The sequence below is a fragment of the Baaleninema simplex PCC 7105 genome, from assembly GCF_000332355.1.
Taxonomy (GTDB): Bacteria; Cyanobacteriota; Cyanobacteriia; order Cyanobacteriales; family Geitlerinemataceae; genus Baaleninema; species Baaleninema simplex.
In genome coordinates this window covers 39,666-57,481 of sequence record NZ_KB235956.1, presented here as the reverse complement: position 1 = coordinate 57,481, position 17,816 = coordinate 39,666, and the positions used below count along the sequence as shown (strand labels likewise).

Below are 17,816 nucleotides of genomic sequence, written 5' to 3'. Positions count from 1 at the left end.
ACTATTTTTGTCAAGTCAGTTGGCTCTTGAATGTTATTTTCAAGTCAAGGGGTCAGTTGGCTGAGTCGAAATACCTAATTCCTTTCCGATTCAATTTATACTACTTATACACTACATTTGAAGTGCGGAATGTGGGTTCTTGCACAAACTGTCAACTCAGGTTGTTAGTAAAAACCAAGCTATCGTCCTAGAAGACTTAAATGTGTCGGGAATGGTCAAAAATCGACGGTTAGCCCGCGCCATCTGTCAACAAGGTTGGCGTGAGTTCCGAACTCTCTGTGAAGCAAAATCAGAAAAGTTTGGACGGGATTTCCGGGTCGTTGACCGATGGGAGCCGACGAGTCAAATTTGCTCGGAGTGTGGCTTTCGATGGGGCAAATTAGACTTGTTTGTTCGTTCGGTTCTGTGCCTAAGCTGTGGAGCCGAACACGACCGAGACAAGAACGCGGCGAGAAACATAGAAATGGTCGGCATGGGGCATCGGCACGACCTAAAACGGACGGGGAGCGACCGTAAGACTACTTCGGTAGCACGTTGCGTCGAACCGTCAAGAATCACGCCCGGCTTCAGCGGGCGTGAGTATGTCAAAAATTCGTGGAGATGGCTTGGACGGGACAGGTGGGAACGCACTGTTCGCAGACGATACAGCGCGATCGCGTAAACTGGAGGCGGAAGGTTTCGGGATCGAGCGTTAGAGCTTGCGTCGGACAGACTCCCGTACAGAGACCGCAATCGACACAGCGATTTTCGTCGATTTCGATCGAACCGCTGGCGATCGAGACGTTAATTTCTTGAGAGCGCATCCACTCGATCGCCTCGTGAATTTCGTCGATATCTCCCAAGAGTTCTAAAACCAGTTTCCCCACTTGATTGGGGGCGACTTGGGCGCGAATAATATTAGCGGCAATGTTGAAATCTTTCGCCAGTCGGTAGGTGACGGGCATTTGCACGGAATGGCGGGGGAAGCTCAGGGTAACGCGCTTTTTCACTGTAACTCAAATGAGGTGAGACGGCGGAGTTTGGATTGAAAGAGCCAAATGTGATGGTTTTCAATACAACTTGACAATTGTTTGAGATTGACAAATTCAAACTTAACGAATCTCAGATTTAGAGAACGGTTCGAGAGTCTCGCGCGATCGCCCCTCAAGCGACAATGCGGGCGATCGCTCTATCATGACTCATAGCAGCAGCCCACAGATTCAATCGATTACGAACTCTCACGTCCTCGCGAATATCATGTCTGAGTCTAATTTAGCAACTCGCGTTCGCAACTTTATCGTCGCCCTCGCGGCCATCGTCCTCAGCGTATTAATCGTCTTGGGCCTTCGCACCCAAAGCGGTACGGCGACGTTGGCGACACTGGCGGAAACCTCCACGCCTTACGAGGTGGCGCTCTCCAACGGTCAGCCGACGCTGTTAGAATTTTATGCCGACTGGTGTACGAGCTGTCAGGCGATGGCATCCGACCTCGGCGCGTTGAAAGACGAATATCGCGATCGCGTCAATTTTGTCATGCTCAACGTCGATAATACAAAATGGTTGCCGGAGATGGCCGAGTACGAGGTCGATGGTATCCCTCATTTCGTCTTTCTCGATCGCGACGGTCGCGCGATCGCCCAAGCCATCGGCGAACAACCTCGCAGTATCGTGGCACAAAACCTCGACGCCCTCGTTCTCGACCGAACGATACCATTTGCTAAATCGACGGGCAAAACCTCCGAATTTCAGCCCTTCGTAAAATCGAACGCCGACGATCCTCGCAGTCACGGTTCTCAAGTCCAGTCTGACGTACAGTAAGGGATACTGTCACAGGAGGTATCGAGGCGTTCTGACGGTTCGCGACGATCGAGGTAAAGAATTCGATGTTTTCTCAAACCTACTATGCCATCCGCTCTCGGAAAGACGGGTCTTACCTATCTGCCCGTCCCGATCCTGAAGGCGCCGATCGCTTTATGTTGATGTTTTCCGAACACTTCGACGCCCTCAGCTACATTAACAAGTACGCCGAGGAATACAAAGACCAACTCGCAGTCGAATCGATTTCACCAACTCAGTTGAAAGGGGTTCTCCAACGCTGGAGTTATGCAGGACTCGCCGTCGTGCGCGATCCGCTACTTCCCCGCGTGGAGTTTTTGCGGCAAACCTAAGATCCGAGGCAACTCCAGCGATCTCACCTGGGAAACTGCCTCTGAAAATGCGAAAATGTCACGAAACTTGGAATTTTGTCGCGAGTTCGCGGCCGTTCCAAGGGTCAACTGTAGAGCAATACAGGTTGCATGCAAGTTTCTAACTCCCCAGCCCCGAATTTTTCCGGTTTCGCGCCAGAGACAACCGCGATGCGATCGCGCCTTCAAATCGACAATTTACTCGATGGGAAGGTTGCCTCTGAAGCCGATGGCGAACCGGGTGCAGATGTGGTGTGCGGACTGACACAAATTCCGAAAACCCTACCTCCCAAGTATTTTTACGACGATCGCGGTTCGGAACTGTTCGAGCAAATTTGCGAACTTCCCGAATACTACCCGACGCGCACGGAAGCGGCAATTTTGCGTCGCTACGCCGACGACATCGCCCACTTAACGGGGCCGGCCGATTTAGTCGAACTCGGTAGCGGCAGTTCCACGAAAACCCGTCGTTTGCTAGATGCTTACAGCCAGTTACACAACTCGTCCAACGGTCATCTGGCATACTTACCCATCGATGTCAGCGGCGGGATACTCGAACAAAGTGCCTACGCACTGTTAGACGACTATCCGACTTTATCGGTACGCGGTTTGGTGGGAACTTACGAACGAGCGCTCGATCGCCTACCACCGACTTCGTTTCCCACACGCGTAATCCTGTTTTTAGGCAGTACCATCGGCAATTTAACGCCGAACGAGTGCGATGAATTTCTCGATCGCGTGTCTCGAGCGTTGAATCCCGGTGAATATTTTCTGTTGGGGGTCGATTTACGCAAACCCAAATCTATCCTCGAAGCTGCATATAACGACAGCCAAAATATAACGGCACAGTTCAATTTGAATATGTTAAGCCATCTCAACTCTCGCTTTGATGGCAATTTCAACCTTAATCAATTTCAACATTGTGCATTTTTCAACGAAAAAGAATCTCGAATCGAAATGCATTTGTGCAGTCAAAAAGCACAAGCTGCGGTTTTAAAAAACCTCGATTTAACGGTCGAGTTTGCAGCAGAAGAAACCATTCTTACAGAAATTTCTCGTAAGTTCGACCTCGATGGAATGCAAGCCGATCTCAAAAATAAGGGTTTGTCTCCCGTTCGGAGTTGGACGGACGAAAACCATTGGTTCGGCGTGGTTCTCTCCCAAAAACAGTAACGCCGACCGTGCTTCGTAAGACCCTCGGTATCGTGGAGATGCCGAGGGTTTCATCAGTTTCTAAGAGGAAACCGACACTACAGCGTCCTTGCAGACAAAGACGCTACGATCGCCAAAGAATACGAATACTCTGTACTCTTCCCTCTTCACGCTTCCGTAAAAAACTACTCCCACTCGATCGTTCCGGGGGGTTTAGACGTGACGTCATAAACCACGCGGTTCACACCAGGAACCTCGTTCACAATCCGGTTAGAAATGAGTTCGAGGAAATCGTAATCGACCCGCGACCAATCCGCCGTCATTCCGTCTTCGCTCGACACGAAACGCAACACGATCGGATAAGCATAAGTGCGTTTGTCTCCCATCACGCCGACGCTGCGAATCGGTAACAACACCGCAAACGCTTGCCAAAAATCGTGATAAACCCCGTGGCGGTTGATTTCCTGACGGACGATGTAGTCTGCATCCCGTAAAATCTTCAACCGTTCGGCGGTCACTTCTCCCAAAATCCGAATTGCCAAACCGGGGCCGGGGAACGGATGCCGCTTTACGATTTCTTCCGGTAAGCCGATCGATCGCCCGACTTTCCGCACCTCGTCTTTAAACAGTTTCCGCAGAGGTTCGACCAACTTGAACTGTAAATCTTTTGGCAAGCCGCCGACGTTGTGGTGGCTCTTAATCTTCACCGCCACCCGTTCGCCGGTTTTCGGATCGATATTTGAATCGGCCGACTCGATCACGTCGGGATACAAAGTCCCTTGCGCCAAATAATCGAACGGTCCGAGGCGTCGGGATTCTTCCTCGAACACGCGGATAAACTCGTGACCGATGCGACGGCGTTTTTCTTCCGGGTCGGTCACGCCTTCGAGTTTTGCTAAAAAGCGTTCGCGAGCGTTGACATATTCGACGGGAATGTGAAACTGCTCTTGAAACAACTTCACCAATCGTTCGGGTTCGTACTTCCGCATGAACCCCTGATCGATGAACATACAGGTAAGGTTATCGCCGATCGCACGGTGCAGCAAAAACGCCAGCGTCGAGGAATCCACACCGCCGGATAACGCCAGTAACACCCGCTTGTCGCCGACTTTGGCGCGAATTTCCCGCGTCGCTTCTTCGACGAAGGCTTCCGTCGTCCAGGTGGGTTCGCAGTCGCAGATATGGTACACGAAGTTGCGAATTAACGCCTGGCCGCCAATGGAATGGACGACTTCCGGGTGGAACTGTACGCCGTAGAGTTTTTTGTCGTGATCGGCGATCGCCGCGTTGGGAGTATTGTTCGTGTGGGCGAGAATTTCAAAGCCTTCGGGTAATTTCGTCACCGAATCCCCGTGACTCATCCACATCGTCGCCCCGTCTTCTACGTTCGTCAGCAGGTCGGTGGGATCGTCGATATGTAGTGAGGCTTTGCCGTATTCAGCTCGGTCAGCTCGCTCGACGCCGCCGCCGAGTTGTTTGACCATCAGTTGCATCCCGTAGCAAACCCCCAACACCGGAATGCCGAGATCCCAAATTTCGCGATCGCATTCGGGAGCGAAATCGTCGTAAACGGAATTCGGACCGCCGGAGAGAACGATGCCTTTCGGACTCAGACGCCGTAAATCGCTCGCACTGGTGCGATAGGACAACACTTCTGAATACACTTGGGTTTCGCGAATACGACGCGCGATCAGTTCTGAATACTGAGATCCGAAATCGAGGATGACGACGAGTTGTTGTTGTAGGTCTCGGATCGAGGTTTGGAGTGGGCTGGGTTGAGGGGTCTGGGTTGGAGCAGTCATGAGCTACTGGTGTTGATGTAGACGGTCGATCGCGTTTCCGATCCCCGGAGTGCGTTCGTCGAGTGCCTGACGTACCTGTGGGGGTGGCGAGTCTTTTTGGATCGGCTACCTCGCTCCTGAGAAACGGGGTCTGTCTAACGCGATCGGTACAGTGGGAGATCTCGAAAGCGTTGCGATGCCAGATCGCCAAAGTCGATGGACAGGCGAACGACCCCCAACAAACAAGGCAGGTCGATCGAGAGATAAGGTTATAACCTCCTAGTTTAAATCGAATTCGGGCAAACGCACAAACCCCCCGATCGATCGCCCCCTCAACTGACGTACAAGGCCAGAGCTAAGGTAAAGAAAAAGGTGAGTTGGGCCGCCAACGCAAACAGGTAAAATACGGCGCGGGGTCGAAATACCGACAGCATCAAACCGATACTTTTTAAGTCGATAACCGGTCCGAAAACGAGAAACGCCAACAACGCACTACTGGTAAAGGTCGAGGCAAAAGACAAGGCAAAAAACGCATCGACAGTCGAACAAATCGACACTACGAGCGCCAGCAGCATCATGGCGAGAATGGGCGTGACGGTTCCCTGTCCCAAGCTGACGATAACATCGCGAGGAACGGCGGTTTGAACGACCGCCACGATCGCGCTCCCCACTACCAAAACACCCCCGAGTTCCCGCAGTTCCCGCACGGTATTGTCGAGAAACAACACCCACCGCGACGCAGCCGGACGACCGACGAGCAGTCCGCTGTTGGGATTGGCCGCTAACAAGGCCGCTTCGTCGAGGGCGATGGGGCGATCGCGACCTAACTCGCCACCGCCGAGGAGATAAGTCCCTTTTCGCAATAACGCCGGGCGATCGCGATCGTCTTTTCCAGACGGCGGTAACGCTTTCGAGGGAATACTGCGTGCGAGAACGGGATGCAGCAGCGGCCGCAAGTCTTTCTGAACGCTGAAAACCACGCCGACGATCGTGGCCACGGCGAGGGACAACAAAACGCGCCACACGACGATTTCGGGCTGGTCGCGAAACGCCACCCAGGTCGACCAAATGACGATGGGATTGATGGTCGGGGCAGCCAGGAGAAACGCGATCGCCACCGCTGGAGGAACCCCTTGAGCCAACAACCGACGCGCCACGGGAACGTTACCGCATTCGCACACGGGAAAGAGAAATCCGATACTGCTGCCGACGATCGCGCCGAGCAGGGGATTCTGCGGCATAACGGCCACGAGTTTTCGCTCGTTGACAAACAGCAGTAAAGCGCTCGACAGCAACACGCCCAATAACAGAAAGGGCAGGGCTTCGACGAGCAGGCTGAGAAAAACAGTTACGGCAGGATTGAGCTGCGCCATCAGAGTAAGAACCGCGAACCTCAGTTGTTCTACTTTACTCTGCCAGTTCCCAAGTCGCGATCGCTTACGACGATCGGATCGACTGACGGTTGGCTCTTAAGAAATAGCGACCATACGAGGGTTGTCAGCGAGATCGTCCGAAATGTGGCGGTCTGTTCGAGAACGCGCCGACGAGTCGATGCGGTGACGGACGCGATGGGAGGTTGGAGTTGCGAAGACGGTTCGCGGCGGCGAATGGAAGCTCTCATAAGACCTGGGTTTTGGTGTAAAGATTGACTCGAGATGAACTGGGTTGGGGCGTCCCGATGGTAGGAGGACTCCGTCACGTCTGCCGAACGGAAAAGGTACGGCGATTCGAGTCGGGGACGGTTGCTCGACCGGGAGAACCCTCGAAAATTCGGCTTCCCCTTCGGCGATCTCGATCGCTGCGGGAATGCCTACGTCAGAATCGACGACGCGCCCTCGTAGGTCTTCGGTTTCTGGATCGAACTGGGGTCGTAACAAGGATCGGAAATCGTCCCACAGAAATTTCCACAGGACGATGATGGGGATGAGGTGTTGCGGTTTTCTCATGTCGAGCTGTAAGGCGATCGATGTGTTGCGGTACAGCAAAGTTAACGCCACGGTGACGCCGTATTACGAGATCGCCAGCTCGATCGCGTAATACGGCAAGAGTCTCAGAGCGATCGGACTTTCGAGCGGTTTGGGCATTTTCAACTGTACGGACGGGTCGCTTCAACGATCGGTAGAAGACGGTTGTTTTCGCTCGGGTGTCAGAGGAGTCGTCCTGTTCGATCGCGACGGTTCGCGACGGTCGGTGTCAAGGGCTGAAGTTCTCTATTCCAACTTGTATTGATGGCTCGAGGAGGTCTCCAATCGCTTTGCGACCGAACTGATTTGGACGTGGTTCGGGTTTTGACCGAACTCGCTTTGATTCTACTGACTCAGAATCGGACGCCGTTGCGATCGCGATCGCAACGGCTCGAAGAGGTGACATTTCGTCAGATCGCTTCTGACGCGTTTCTGTCTCGAATCGGGTTCGGCCGACTGAGATGAATTTCGATCGTGACAGTTTGTCCCGCTGTCTCGGACAATGCTCGAGCGAAAAGATCCCAGACAGGGTTCGAGCCATAAAAAAATCGGGACACTTTACAGCGTCCCGAAGCGTGTGAAATTCGTTTTCCGTCGGCGTTCGCGTCCTTAGCTGGCCAGATATTCTCGAACCGCAGCACGGCGACGCCGCAACTGATTCAGGGCTTGGTGTTCGAGCTGGCGTACCCGCTCGCGGCTGAGGTTGAGTCGCGCCCCGACTTTAGCTAAGGACAGTTCTTTGCCGTCGATCAAGCCGAACCGCAACACGATCACGTCTCGCTGTTGGGGCGTCAGTTCGGCCAGCATACACTCGAGATCTTGGCGGAGCAGCTCTTGCGTCGCGTACTGTTCGGGAGACGCGGTTTCGTCCTCGAGCAGTTCTTGCAGTTCGGTGTCGTGGTTGTCGCCAACTCGCAAGTCTAAGGAGATCGGTTGGCGAGACATGGTGAGGTAGTCCCGCACTTGAGACGGCTCGAGATCGAGTTCGAGACCGATTTCGCCAACGGTGGGACTGCGACCGAGAGTTTGGGTCAGTTCCCGTTGGGCTTTTTTGATTTTGTTGAGTTTTTCGGTGATGTGAATCGGCAGGCGAATCGTTCGCGCTTGTTGGGCAATGGCGCGGGTGATGGCTTGGCGAATCCACCAGTAGGCATAGGTCGAAAATTTGTAGCCTCGGGTGGGGTCGAATTTTTCTACGCCGCGTTCGAGTCCCAACGTGCCTTCTTGGATGAGGTCGAGAAACTCGAGGTTGCGTTTTTGGTATTTTTTGGCGATCGCGACCACTAGACGCAGGTTGGCTTCGATCATCTGGCGTTTGGCTCGCTGACCGCGACGCACGACCTGACTCAGTTCTGACGGGTCGAGGTCGGCACGCTCGGCCCACTCTTGCTGGGTCGGTTCCCGGTGTAAGCTCGCCGTCAGATCGGCTTTGACCTCGAGCGCCTTCATCATCGCTTGGACTTGCTTGCCCAGTACGATCTCTTGCTCGTGGGTCAGTAGGGGAACGCGACCGATTTCGTGGAGGTACGTCCGCACGGTATCGGCGTTGAGCGTGGGGTTAGCAGTTTTCATTTCGGTGTTGGCTGTGGGCATACAATCTTGAACGTCAGAACGGAAAACTTTTCGGGCTAACGAGGTGAGGGACGGCTACAGGGGAGGACGACAGAGCCGTCGATCGCTGGGATATCTTCGTTACGAACGTGGCCAAGATTGAGATTGCGATCGACGGGCGAATTTTCGGTGACGTGACAGCCTTCGGGTGCGGGCGAACTCGTAATACTTCTCGAGTAACCCAAACTCGTTATGACTTTGGCTTAATATAATAATAATTGGGTCGTTCGGACTTCGTAAAGGTCGGAATTCCCCACCCGGAGAAGGTCTAGATTTAGTATTCCCCACCCAGTCCGGCTAACGATCTCCCTGAGACAGTCATAACTACAGTGTCGGGAAAACGATTTCCAGAAAGATGTTGCCGAGACGCCTGGCAAAAATCCCCAGCCTAAAATCCCCAGCCTAAAATCCTCGTACTGTTTCAATTAGACGTTGCGATCTCGAGGTGAGTTTCCGAAAGCCACAGGAGCGATCGCGGCGTTTGATGTCGATGTCGATCTGCTCGATCTCCCTGGTCGCGCTCGATCGAGTTCGGCCGTAGGGTCGTCGAATTTCTGAGAAAAATATTACAAACTATTAAGCGCCGACCGGGATCGTTAACCTTATGCTGCACAATAACCATGATTGCAAAAAGGGGTTTTCCCCAAACATCAATACGCGCTGTAACATTTTCCTTTCTGGAGGAATCGCACATCATGAGTATCGTCACGAAGTCGATCGTGAACGCTGATGCTGAGGCTCGTTACCTCAGCCCGGGCGAACTGGATCGGATCAAAAGCTTCGTTGCATCCGGCGAAGCTCGCTTGCGGATCGCACAAGTCTTGACCGACTCTCGCGAGCGTATCGTCAAAGACGCAGGAAACCAACTGTTCCAGAAACGTCCCGACGTCGTGTCTCCGGGTGGAAACGCTTTCGGCGAAGAAATGACCGCCACCTGCCTGCGCGACATGGACTACTACCTGCGCCTGATCACCTACGGAGTAGTCTCTGGCGACATTACCCCCATCGAAGAAATCGGCATCGTTGGCGTTCGTGAAATGTACCGTTCCTTGGGAACGCCCATCGAAGCAGTGGCAGAAGGCGTACGTTGCATGAAAAACGTTGCCACCTCTCTGATGTCGACGGAAGACGCATCGGAAGCAGCTTCCTACTTCGATTACGTTATCGGTGCGATGCAGTAGGACGTCGTCGCCGCTCGAGGCACGACGCGACTCCTCCTCGCTCAGCTTTCACAACCGATCGTTTCTAAATCTATAGATAGAAGAACGTAAGAATCATGCAAGACGCAATCACCGCTGTTATCAACTCCTCCGACGTGCAGGGCAAATACCTCGACAGCTCTGCCATGGACAAGCTCAAAGGCTACTTCCAAACTGGCGAACTGCGGGTTCGCGCGGCTGCGACCATCGGCGCTAACGCAGCGACGATCGTTAAAGAAGCCGTGGCTAAATCCCTGCTGTACTCTGACGTCACCCGTCCCGGTGGCAATATGTACACCACCCGTCGCTATGCGGCTTGCATCCGCGACTTGGATTACTACCTGCGCTATGCAACCTATGCGATGCTGGCTGGCGACCCCTCCATCCTCGACGAGCGCGTCCTCAACGGTTTAAAAGAAACCTACAACTCCTTGGGCGTACCCATCGGTTCTACCGTCCAAGCCATTCAAGCGATGAAAGAAGTCACCGCTAGCTTAGTCGGTCAAGCGGCTGGCAAAGAAATGGGCGTGTACTTCGACTACATCTGCTCTGGCTTGAGCTAAGCGCTCGCGTCGGTTTGCGGCCGTCCGTCGTCTTCACAGACGAAACCAAGCGCGCCGTCAAATCGGGTCTGGGATGTCCGGTGTGAGTGCGAACGGTCGAAAACTCGGTCTCGGATAGATCGAAAGAACACTGTCGCATTGACTCTAGACTCCCAGACTTCTCGGTTTCAGATCGACCTGTTAAAAAAACTCGCGGGAAGTCCCCGTTTTCGGACGCTTAAGACGAAGCGGGGGTCGATATAAGACTTAAAACTGTTACGAAACCCGCTAAAGCTAAAACAGCATTGCCTCGTTTCGCATTCACGACAGGAGACTTTCACCCATGCGTATGTTCCGGGTCACCGCCTGCGTTCCCAGTCAAACGCGCATCCGCACCCAGAGAGAATTACAAAACACCTACTTCACCAAACTCGTTCCGTACGATAACTGGTTCCGCGAGCAACAACGGATTATGAAGATGGGTGGCAAAATCGTTAAAGTCGAACTGGCTACAGGCAAACCGGGAACGAACACCGGGCTAAAGTAGAGTTCGTCTGGCGGTTCTGCGATCGCATCGTTGCGAGAGGTCGTTGCGGCCTCTCTATTTTTTGGCCGGGTTTGGCGATCGGTATCGGAGACATCGTCGTCTCGAGTGGCGATCGCTAGTAACGATCGCCGAGCGAGAAAGGGTGTGGTTTCTAACCCTGCTACTCCTCAAGTCCCATTGAAAAGCCGTCAAAGACCTGATATGGTAGAGGTCTTGGAAATCAATTGCCAGACGGCGTCAAACCCGCAATCGCCCTACCGATCGTCGATCGCGTGCGGCTATTCCGTTCCTATCGCCCATCGAAGCAAAATCACAGACTTCGCAAAAGGTCGTGAAAGGTTAGGAATGGAGAGTTCTCAACAGCAAGGTCGCGCGGAACGAAGGGAGATACCACCATCGATTACGATCTGTTTGAGGTTCCGATCGCTCCGTCGAAGCACTGCGAACAGCAACTGTACGGTAGCCTAAAAGCTGAATGAACACCGAAACTTACATCAACCATCCGACCTTTGGCTTGCTCTTTCGCGTGTGTCCGATCGGCGAAAACAAAGAACTTTATACGACACTATACGCTCAGCGGTTATTTTTCGTCGTAACGAGCGACGACGAGGGGCTGAGCTTCGAGCCACTGACGCGAGGGGACGCGCGAACGGTTCTCGAAAACCGCTTGCGCCAACTGCGCCGCATGAAATTACAAAAACCTTACGAACAACTACAGGCCATCCGCAAACAGTTATTTCAATAAATTAAGTATTGAAAAGTCTCGAACGCGCTTTTTCACCAGTGTGTCTCGCGTCGCCATCCAAAGTCGTTCGAGTACCGTTGAGAGAACAGGGAAATTCGAGCGTGTCAGAGTCGAAGTCGATCGCCGCCAACCTTGCCAAAATTCGCCAGTCGCTCCCCGAGTCCGTGCGGCTCGTGGCCGTGACCAAAACCTTACCCGCCGAAGCGATCCGAGAGGCTTACGCCGCCGGAGTGCGGGATTTCGGCGAAAGTCGCATCCAAGAAGCGATCGCCAAACAAGAACAGTTAAGCGATCTAGACGATATTACCTGGCATTTCATCGGAGGTTTGCAAACCAACAAAACCAAACAGGCGCTCGATCGCATGGACTGGATTCACTCCGTCGATCGCCTCAAACTCGTCAAAGAGATCGATCGCCTCGTCCGACGGGGGAGTCCGAGTCCCAAACTCTGCTTGCAAGTCAAACTCCGAGAAGACCCCAATAAAGCCGGGTGGAGCGTCGAAGAACTGCTCGAAGACTTACCGAAAATCGAAGCGTGCGACACCCTCGACGTGCGAGGACTGATGACGATTCCCCCCCTGGGACTCGACGCGTCCGAAACCGCCGACGTCTTTAATCGCTTGCGTCAACTGCGCGATCGCCTCAACCAGCGTTCCCAATCCTCCCTGCACCTCGACGAACTGTCGATGGGAATGTCTTCCGACTACCCCATCGCCGTCGAGTGCGGTGCGACGATCGTTCGACTCGGGCGCATTATCTTTGGTGAAAGACGCCCGTAATTCTCAACACGAGAATGCTAGTATGAATGCACTCAACGAGTCCGTACTGGCGAGGTTGCATCGCTGCCACCTCCCGATACAATGGGGGCGAACCGTCCGAGTTCCGGCACGGAACGGATAAGCCGCACGCTGAGTTTGAGTTCAAATTGGGTTTCCAACGAAAGCCACTATGAGTAATATTTTTTCCAAACTACGGGATTACCTCAGCGGGGGCGAACCCGTAGACTACGAATACGAATACGACGAGATGGAGGGGGGCAACTACTCGAACCTCTATCCCGCCGAATCGACTGCCCCACCTCCGACCGATTCGAGCGGCGATCGCGGCTCCCTACGCGATCGAACCGTTCCCGGCAGCTCCGCTGCACCCTTCAGTTCTACCCCCGCCGATCCGGGGACCAGTGTGAATTCAACTTTAAGTAACGTGATTGGATTACCCGGCGCCACCAACGGCATTTCTGAAGTCGTGGTCATGGAACCCCGTTCCTTTGAAGAAATGCCTCAAGCTATTCAAGCCCTCCGAGAACGTAAATCCGTCGTTCTCAACTTAACCGTGATGGACCCCGACCAAGCGCAACGAGCGGTCGATTTCATTGCCGGAGGAACCTTTGCCCTCGACGGTCATCAAGAACGAATCGGCGAAAGCATTTTCCTCTTTACGCCCAGTTGCGTGCAAGTTAGCACCCAGTCCGGCGTCGTCCGCGACGTCATGCAACCGCACCTGCGCGCGCCTCGTCCGACGGCTCCCACCTCGGGAACTGCACCGAGCTGGCCGGCAGATTTGGGGCGTATGGCACAGTCCTAAACGATCGCGCCCTCGCGCTTCGTAACCTTATTTCCGAAAAACCTTGTCCGATTCACTAGGCATTATCGGAGGGGGAGTGATGGCCGAGGCCATCCTCTCGCGCCTCCTGACCCAACAGGTGTATCGCCCGTCTGAGGTTTGGGTCGGCGAACCCAAACCTCAGCGTCGCCGCGATCTCGCCGAGACGTACGGCGTCCGTACCAGCGATGACAACCGCCAAGCGTCCGAGAACGCCGACGTTCTCCTACTGGCGGTCAAACCCCAAGCCTTCCAAGCTGTCGCGGCCGAACTCCGCTCAGCTAAAATCGCTACGTCTACCCTCATCGTGTCGATTTTGGCCGGCGTTCCCTTACAAAAACTCGAGGCCGCCTTTCCCCAACATCCCGTCGTGCGCGTCATGCCCAATACCCCCGCTCTCGTCGGTGCGGGAACGAGTGCCTTGGCTGCGGGGCGCTTCGTAACGGACGAAACCCTCGAAACTGCCAAACGCATTCTCAGCGCGGTAGGGACGGTGGTAGAAGTATCCGAGTCCCTGATGGATGCCGTAACCGGTTTGTCGGGTTCGGGCCCCGGATACGTGGCGATCGCGATCGAAGCCCTGGCCGACGGTGGCGTGGCTGCCGGACTGCCCCGAGACGTGGCGACTCAACTGGCGATCGAAACCGTGCGCGGAACGGCTCAGCTTTTGAGCGAGACGGGACTGCACCCGGCACAGCTAAAGGATCGCGTCACCAGTCCGGGGGGAACCACCATTACGGGAATTGCCGAACTCGAAGCGAAAGGCTTGCGATCGGCGTTAATTTCGGCAGTTCGTGCGGCAACCGAGCGATCGCGCCAACTCGGAAGTTAGTCCTTGGCTTCCGGTTCGATGAGTCCGCCCCCTAACAAGATGTCGCCGTCGTACCACACCGCCGCCTGTCCCGGTGTAATGCCGAACTGCGGTTCGTCGAAGATCGCTTTTGCCCGGCCGCCGTCGAGGGGAACGATCGTCGCGTCCACGGGACGGGTGCGGTAGCGGACTTGCACTCGAGCGCGAATCGGCGCGTCGGGAGGCGCGATCGAAACCCAGTTGATCCGCTGCACCGTACAGTCGGGACTGTGAACGCTAGCGCGATCGCCCACGACAACTCGATTGCGTCCGGCATCGATGGCCACCACGTACAGCGGGTGCGCCGCCGCAATCCCCAAGCCTTTACGCTGGCCGATGGTGTAGTTGTGGATGCCCTCGTGTCGTCCGAGGACGCGACCGTCTACGTCGACGATATCCCCCGGCTTCGGCGCCAAGTATTTTTCCAAAAACGTCTTCATCGACCCGTGAGATTCCACCAAACAGAGGTCTTGGCTTTCCGGTTTGTCCGCCGTTTGTAGGTCGAACTCCGCCGCGACGCGACGCGTTTGGCTTTTCGGGTAGCGTCCGAGGGGAAATAGACAGTGGGCTAAGATCTCTTGTTCGAGATCGTAGAGAAAATAGGTTTGGTCTTTTTGGCGATCGACGGCTCGTCGCAATTGGTAACGACCCGTGGTATTGTCGAATTCAACCTGGGCGTAATGACCCGTGGCAATATAATCGATCCCCAGTTCCGCTTGAGCGTAGCGCAGCATCGGACCGAACTTCACGGCTTTATTGCATTGCGAACAGGGCAGCGGTGTCACCCCCGAGCCGTATCCCGAGACTAAGTAATCGACGATGTATTTCTCGAAAACGTCTCGACTATCGACAATGTAATGGGGAACGCCGAGCTGTTCGCAAATTCCCGCCGCGTCTACCATCCCTTCCGAGCAGCATTGACCCTTACCCTTCATCAACCAAAGGGTCAACCCCACCACATTGTATCCTTCGTGGTGCAAAATGGCGGCAGATGTCGAGCTATCGACCCCACCGGACAGACCGACAACGACTTTCTTCATGACTCTAAAATGTCGAGACGCTTTCGACTAAAACAACATTAACCGTTCTTTTATGCTAAACGATGACTCTCGAAACAACAGGTTTCTCGATCGAACGGTTTGCCAACCCCAGCCCATCGTTCAACGATAATCGGAGTACCATGCTATCTCAGATCGCCCGTACCGTCGCCTCCCTGTTCGGCCCGATCGCCGCGAGTACGATCGCCGTACCTCTGTTGGCTCAAACGATCGACGTACCGCCACCGATCGACGTACCGCCGCCGCCTCCCCCTCAATCGAATTTCGGATATCCCCAAAACGACACGGTTCCGACCGAGCAATATCTCGTTTACGTCCTCGGCACTCAAGATAGCGTGTTGAGACAGGTTCGCGCGATCGATCCCAATGCAGCTTACGGACTGTTTCAAGGACAGCAAATTATCCAAGCGGGACTGTTTTCTACCCAAACCGCTGCTGAAGAACGCGCTCGTCTCCTCGCCGGTCGAGGGATCAGTTCGGCGATCGCTCTCGTCGTCGTGCAAAGTCCGATGGGATCGTCCTCCGACGCCGACTCCCGAGATGCACCGTATTACGTCGTCGTTCCAGGCGATCGCGACGAACTCAGTCAATCGGTCGATCGCGTTCGAGCGTTAGTGAATCCCAGCGTTCCCGTCGTGTTGCGCGATCGCCCCCTCGGCCCCCACATCGCCATCGGCCCCTTTTCCGAGCGAGACGACGCCGAACGACTTTCAAGCGAACTCCACCGTCGAGGACTGCGGAACGCCCGCGTTTACTACGATCGCTGATTGACAATCACCAGTCGCCAGTCACCAGTCACCAGTCGCCAGTGAAGACAGTTAACAGATTTGACATCCTCTCCCAGCAACCCTATCGGGTATGCAGGGAGATTCCCGGGTTCACACCAAGGATTTCCTGCTTCTCAACCTCTTGACTAGACTTGAACTCAGATAACTTCAAGTCCCCGCCAGAACGATTCCACAGGCTTTTTGTTTTACGTCCACTTGGTGCCCCCAAGCCGGACGGATCTGATTTTTGGTTTTGGGCTTTATGCTCTATACAGGAGGACACGGGTGGCGAACCGAGTTCGCCACCGTGAGATGTCCGTGTTGCCAGTGTCTTAACCGTTACTTCTGGGCTGCCTACTGGATGAGCTATCCGTATGTTTTCAGCGTGTTACCACCTTATCAATTATATTTGATGGCTCGTTTCGGCGCTATCCCCTTCTCTCGCTATCGCATTGTTCAGGGGACGCACCTCAACTCACCGCCGCTTCACCACCCCCTAACCGCTTCGCGGTATAGGCGGAGTACTGCAACGGATCTTGATAGGAGTACGACTTCGTTTGCGGCTTGTTTTCAGGATAGATCGTTACGGCATGGGGTTTTCAGCCGATCTGTTTCTGCAAACCATTTAGGATTGCTATAGCAGTTTCTCCCCTGCTCCGAAAGGTCTCAAGTTTCTCGGGAACTTACCGAAAAAAACCGTAGATCGTATAACAATAGAAGTTTTACGAGTGGGGTATTATGTTTCGATCGCTTCGTTTCCTCGTATTGGCGGGAATCGCGCTCTCGGCGCTGGTGTTAACTGGGTTGTTCGCGATCGCGCCAGCTCGCTCTCTCGATTTTACGCCTCCCGATCGCGGCGCTCCCGAACGAGTCGATGCAGGGGGAACCCGCTATGCGGACTTTGAAATCCCTGGAGACCGAGACGTGACGATCGTTGTTAACGGCGAAGAACTCGAATGTCCGCTGACGGCGATCCTTCCTCCAGAAAACTACGGCTTAACTCTGCGGGACTATCCCACGATCTACGTTCACGTTCCCAATTTACCGGGGGCTGACCTGCAATTTACCTTACGCGACGACAACGACGAAGTTCTCTATCAAAGTCGCTTTCGTCTCGGACACCGTCACGGAACCTTTGGTATTCCGTTACCCGACAACGCGAATTTCGATCCCCTGGAACTATATCGTTCCTATCGCTGGACGGTCGAACTGCTAGACTTCGGCGAAAGTATTTCGGGGGCGATCGTCAAAGTGTCACCGACAGAAGAGTTCCAACGACAACTCGATCGCGCCACATCTGAAGAACGACTCGAACTGTACGCCGAAACGGGAATTTGGTACGACGCGATCGACACCCTCGCCACCTTACATCGCAACGATCCCGACAATTCCCAATGGATGGAAGTTTGGCGTGAAATTACCGAATCGGTCGATTTAATGAAAGTCGGTAACAAACCGTTACTTTGAGGTGAAGGGATGAGGAGATGATGAGGTGATACTCCATCTTTTTCCGATCGGCTAGGTTTCAAGAAGTCTTCACCACATCCCCCCCTTAGCCTCCCGTTGTGTTGGGGGGGGGAGAACTTTTCGGGTTGGGCAAAACCCGTATTTGAGTCCTCGACTCCGCTCGGAATCAACGCTGAGCGAAGTCGAAGCGAGCGGAGTTGAAGCGTTGAAATTCGGATTCCGTATTATACAGTAATGACAATAGGATTATTTGGTGGTTTTGATTTATTATTTTTTCCCAATGTAGAAGTGAACATCATGTCAAAAACGATCGTATTTATTATAGAAGGCAGAGATTTAAATGCAAAGGGTCTCCTGAGATTACGG

General features: G+C 54.1%; 23 protein-coding genes. 15 read left to right on the top strand and 8 right to left on the bottom strand.

What is annotated here, in order from left to right:
• Positions 1-139: 139 nt before the first annotated feature.
• Complete coding sequence (locus tag GEI7105_RS34160; protein ID WP_375339014.1) at positions 140-661, top strand: RNA-guided endonuclease InsQ/TnpB family protein; 522 nt, start codon at positions 140-142, stop codon at positions 659-661.
• On the opposite strand, the gene GEI7105_RS0100430 is transcribed toward GEI7105_RS34160, so the two are convergent.
• Positions 585-989: an NIL domain-containing protein gene (locus GEI7105_RS0100430; RefSeq protein ID WP_017658511.1), complete on the bottom strand. Its 405-nt coding sequence runs from the start codon at positions 987-989 to the stop codon at positions 585-587. The genes GEI7105_RS34160 and GEI7105_RS0100430 overlap by 77 nt on opposite strands.
• A gap of 247 nt (positions 990-1,236) precedes the next feature.
• Here GEI7105_RS0100430 and GEI7105_RS0100425 point away from each other — a divergent pair, with 247 nt between their 5' ends.
• From GEI7105_RS0100425 to egtD, 3 genes are all read left to right on the top strand, one after another.
• Positions 1,237-1,797 (top strand): thioredoxin family protein, encoded by a 561-nt coding sequence (locus GEI7105_RS0100425; RefSeq protein ID WP_035492268.1) that lies wholly within the window; start codon positions 1,237-1,239, stop codon positions 1,795-1,797.
• 65 nt (positions 1,798-1,862) lie between these two features.
• A complete protein-coding gene (locus GEI7105_RS0100420) occupies positions 1,863-2,147 on the top strand; it encodes a hypothetical protein (protein ID WP_017658509.1) in 285 nt (94 codons plus the stop codon).
• A 129-nt stretch (positions 2,148-2,276) separates the two neighbouring features.
• The gene (gene egtD, locus GEI7105_RS0100415; protein WP_026097322.1) at positions 2,277-3,338 is read left to right on the top strand and encodes an L-histidine N(alpha)-methyltransferase; all 1,062 of its coding nucleotides are present in this window, start codon (positions 2,277-2,279) and stop codon (positions 3,336-3,338) included.
• A 164-nt stretch (positions 3,339-3,502) separates the two neighbouring features.
• Here egtD and guaA read toward each other — a convergent pair whose 3' ends face one another.
• The 3 genes from guaA to GEI7105_RS39380 form a co-directional block, all read right to left on the bottom strand.
• Positions 3,503-5,119: a glutamine-hydrolyzing GMP synthase gene (gene guaA, locus GEI7105_RS0100410; protein WP_017658507.1), complete on the bottom strand. Its 1,617-nt coding sequence runs from the start codon at positions 5,117-5,119 to the stop codon at positions 3,503-3,505.
• 311 nt (positions 5,120-5,430) lie between these two features.
• The gene (locus tag GEI7105_RS0100400) at positions 5,431-6,471 is read right to left on the bottom strand and encodes a permease (protein ID WP_017658505.1); all 1,041 of its coding nucleotides are present in this window, start codon (positions 6,469-6,471) and stop codon (positions 5,431-5,433) included.
• Between the two features lie 29 nt (positions 6,472-6,500).
• The gene (locus GEI7105_RS39380) at positions 6,501-6,719 is read right to left on the bottom strand and encodes a hypothetical protein (RefSeq protein ID WP_218959052.1); all 219 of its coding nucleotides are present in this window, start codon (positions 6,717-6,719) and stop codon (positions 6,501-6,503) included.
• A 607-nt stretch (positions 6,720-7,326) separates the two neighbouring features.
• Between GEI7105_RS39380 and GEI7105_RS38095 the strand changes: the two genes are divergently transcribed.
• Complete coding sequence (locus GEI7105_RS38095) at positions 7,327-7,527, top strand: hypothetical protein (protein ID WP_218959051.1); 201 nt, start codon at positions 7,327-7,329, stop codon at positions 7,525-7,527.
• Positions 7,528-7,671: 144 nt separating this feature from the next.
• Here GEI7105_RS38095 and GEI7105_RS0100380 read toward each other — a convergent pair whose 3' ends face one another.
• Both GEI7105_RS0100380 and GEI7105_RS38090 read right to left on the bottom strand, forming a co-directional pair.
• The gene (locus tag GEI7105_RS0100380) at positions 7,672-8,655 is read right to left on the bottom strand and encodes an RNA polymerase sigma factor, RpoD/SigA family (RefSeq protein WP_017658502.1); all 984 of its coding nucleotides are present in this window, start codon (positions 8,653-8,655) and stop codon (positions 7,672-7,674) included.
• Between the two features lie 35 nt (positions 8,656-8,690).
• Complete coding sequence (locus GEI7105_RS38090; RefSeq protein WP_158413137.1) at positions 8,691-8,858, bottom strand: hypothetical protein; 168 nt, start codon at positions 8,856-8,858, stop codon at positions 8,691-8,693.
• Positions 8,859-9,105: 247 nt separating this feature from the next.
• Between GEI7105_RS38090 and GEI7105_RS40250 the strand changes: the two genes are divergently transcribed.
• From GEI7105_RS40250 to GEI7105_RS0100350, 6 genes are all read left to right on the top strand, one after another.
• Positions 9,106-9,231 carry a hypothetical protein gene (locus tag GEI7105_RS40250; RefSeq protein ID WP_281166962.1) on the top strand — a complete coding sequence of 42 codons (126 nt, stop codon included), beginning with the start codon at positions 9,106-9,108 and terminating at the stop codon, positions 9,229-9,231.
• 137 nt (positions 9,232-9,368) lie between these two features.
• Positions 9,369-9,854: an allophycocyanin subunit alpha gene (gene apcA, locus GEI7105_RS0100370; RefSeq protein ID WP_017658500.1), complete on the top strand. Its 486-nt coding sequence runs from the start codon at positions 9,369-9,371 to the stop codon at positions 9,852-9,854.
• 95 nt (positions 9,855-9,949) lie between these two features.
• Positions 9,950-10,435, top strand: a complete 486-nt coding sequence (gene apcB, locus GEI7105_RS0100365; RefSeq protein ID WP_017658499.1) for an allophycocyanin subunit beta — start codon at positions 9,950-9,952, stop codon at positions 10,433-10,435.
• Positions 10,436-10,757: 322 nt separating this feature from the next.
• On the top strand, positions 10,758-10,961 hold the full coding sequence (locus tag GEI7105_RS0100360; RefSeq protein WP_026097321.1) for a phycobilisome linker polypeptide: 204 nt from the start codon (positions 10,758-10,760) through the stop codon (positions 10,959-10,961).
• Positions 10,962-11,436: 475 nt separating this feature from the next.
• Positions 11,437-11,706, top strand: coding sequence for a transcriptional coactivator PipX (gene pipX, locus GEI7105_RS0100355; protein WP_017658497.1), 270 nt, complete (start codon positions 11,437-11,439; stop codon positions 11,704-11,706).
• 101 nt (positions 11,707-11,807) lie between these two features.
• The gene (locus GEI7105_RS0100350; RefSeq protein ID WP_051044101.1) at positions 11,808-12,485 is read left to right on the top strand and encodes a YggS family pyridoxal phosphate-dependent enzyme; all 678 of its coding nucleotides are present in this window, start codon (positions 11,808-11,810) and stop codon (positions 12,483-12,485) included.
• 32 nt (positions 12,486-12,517) lie between these two features.
• Here GEI7105_RS0100350 and GEI7105_RS40245 read toward each other — a convergent pair whose 3' ends face one another.
• On the bottom strand, positions 12,518-12,643 hold the full coding sequence (locus GEI7105_RS40245; protein ID WP_281166961.1) for a hypothetical protein: 126 nt from the start codon (positions 12,641-12,643) through the stop codon (positions 12,518-12,520).
• An 11-nt stretch (positions 12,644-12,654) separates the two neighbouring features.
• On the opposite strand from GEI7105_RS40245, the gene GEI7105_RS0100345 reads away from it, so the two are divergent.
• Both GEI7105_RS0100345 and proC read left to right on the top strand, forming a co-directional pair.
• Positions 12,655-13,290 (top strand): cell division protein SepF, encoded by a 636-nt coding sequence (locus tag GEI7105_RS0100345; protein WP_017658495.1) that lies wholly within the window; start codon positions 12,655-12,657, stop codon positions 13,288-13,290.
• A 43-nt stretch (positions 13,291-13,333) separates the two neighbouring features.
• Positions 13,334-14,140 carry a pyrroline-5-carboxylate reductase gene (gene proC, locus GEI7105_RS0100340; RefSeq protein WP_026097319.1) on the top strand — a complete coding sequence of 269 codons (807 nt, stop codon included), beginning with the start codon at positions 13,334-13,336 and terminating at the stop codon, positions 14,138-14,140.
• On the opposite strand, the gene mnmA is transcribed toward proC, so the two are convergent.
• Positions 14,137-15,198 (bottom strand): tRNA 2-thiouridine(34) synthase MnmA, encoded by a 1,062-nt coding sequence (gene mnmA / locus GEI7105_RS0100335; protein WP_017658493.1) that lies wholly within the window; start codon positions 15,196-15,198, stop codon positions 14,137-14,139. The genes proC and mnmA overlap by 4 nt on opposite strands.
• A 62-nt stretch (positions 15,199-15,260) precedes the next feature.
• On the opposite strand from mnmA, the gene GEI7105_RS0100330 reads away from it, so the two are divergent.
• Both GEI7105_RS0100330 and GEI7105_RS0100325 read left to right on the top strand, forming a co-directional pair.
• Positions 15,261-15,983, top strand: coding sequence for a hypothetical protein (locus tag GEI7105_RS0100330; protein WP_017658492.1), 723 nt, complete (start codon positions 15,261-15,263; stop codon positions 15,981-15,983).
• A 738-nt stretch (positions 15,984-16,721) separates the two neighbouring features.
• Positions 16,722-17,450, top strand: coding sequence for a DUF928 domain-containing protein (locus GEI7105_RS0100325; RefSeq protein WP_017658491.1), 729 nt, complete (start codon positions 16,722-16,724; stop codon positions 17,448-17,450).
• Positions 17,451-17,816 lie beyond the last annotated feature (366 nt).

Bases quoted from the DNA above. Each gene is read 5' to 3' on its own strand.
- apcA (WP_017658500.1), top strand. From the start codon at position 9,369: ATGAGTATCGTCACGAAGTCGATCGTGAACGCTGATGCTGAGGCTCGT.
- egtD (WP_026097322.1), top strand. From the start codon at position 2,277: ATGCAAGTTTCTAACTCCCCAGCCCCGAATTTTTCCGGTTTCGCGCCA.
- GEI7105_RS0100325 (WP_017658491.1), top strand. From the start codon at position 16,722: ATGTTTCGATCGCTTCGTTTCCTCGTATTGGCGGGAATCGCGCTCTCG.
- pipX (WP_017658497.1), top strand. From the start codon at position 11,437: ATGAACACCGAAACTTACATCAACCATCCGACCTTTGGCTTGCTCTTT.
- GEI7105_RS0100330 (WP_017658492.1), top strand. From the start codon at position 15,261: ATGACTCTCGAAACAACAGGTTTCTCGATCGAACGGTTTGCCAACCCC.
- GEI7105_RS0100420 (WP_017658509.1), top strand. From the start codon at position 1,863: ATGTTTTCTCAAACCTACTATGCCATCCGCTCTCGGAAAGACGGGTCT.
- guaA (WP_017658507.1), bottom strand. From the start codon at position 5,119: ATGACTGCTCCAACCCAGACCCCTCAACCCAGCCCACTCCAAACCTCG.
- GEI7105_RS0100425 (WP_035492268.1), top strand. From the start codon at position 1,237: ATGTCTGAGTCTAATTTAGCAACTCGCGTTCGCAACTTTATCGTCGCC.
- GEI7105_RS0100380 (WP_017658502.1), bottom strand. From the start codon at position 8,655: ATGCCCACAGCCAACACCGAAATGAAAACTGCTAACCCCACGCTCAAC.
- apcB (WP_017658499.1), top strand. From the start codon at position 9,950: ATGCAAGACGCAATCACCGCTGTTATCAACTCCTCCGACGTGCAGGGC.
- GEI7105_RS0100400 (WP_017658505.1), bottom strand. From the start codon at position 6,471: ATGGCGCAGCTCAATCCTGCCGTAACTGTTTTTCTCAGCCTGCTCGTC.
- mnmA (WP_017658493.1), bottom strand. From the start codon at position 15,198: ATGAAGAAAGTCGTTGTCGGTCTGTCCGGTGGGGTCGATAGCTCGACA.
- GEI7105_RS38095 (WP_218959051.1), top strand. From the start codon at position 7,327: ATGGCTCGAGGAGGTCTCCAATCGCTTTGCGACCGAACTGATTTGGAC.
- GEI7105_RS39380 (WP_218959052.1), bottom strand. From the start codon at position 6,719: ATGAGAGCTTCCATTCGCCGCCGCGAACCGTCTTCGCAACTCCAACCT.
- GEI7105_RS0100345 (WP_017658495.1), top strand. From the start codon at position 12,655: ATGAGTAATATTTTTTCCAAACTACGGGATTACCTCAGCGGGGGCGAA.
- GEI7105_RS0100360 (WP_026097321.1), top strand. From the start codon at position 10,758: ATGCGTATGTTCCGGGTCACCGCCTGCGTTCCCAGTCAAACGCGCATC.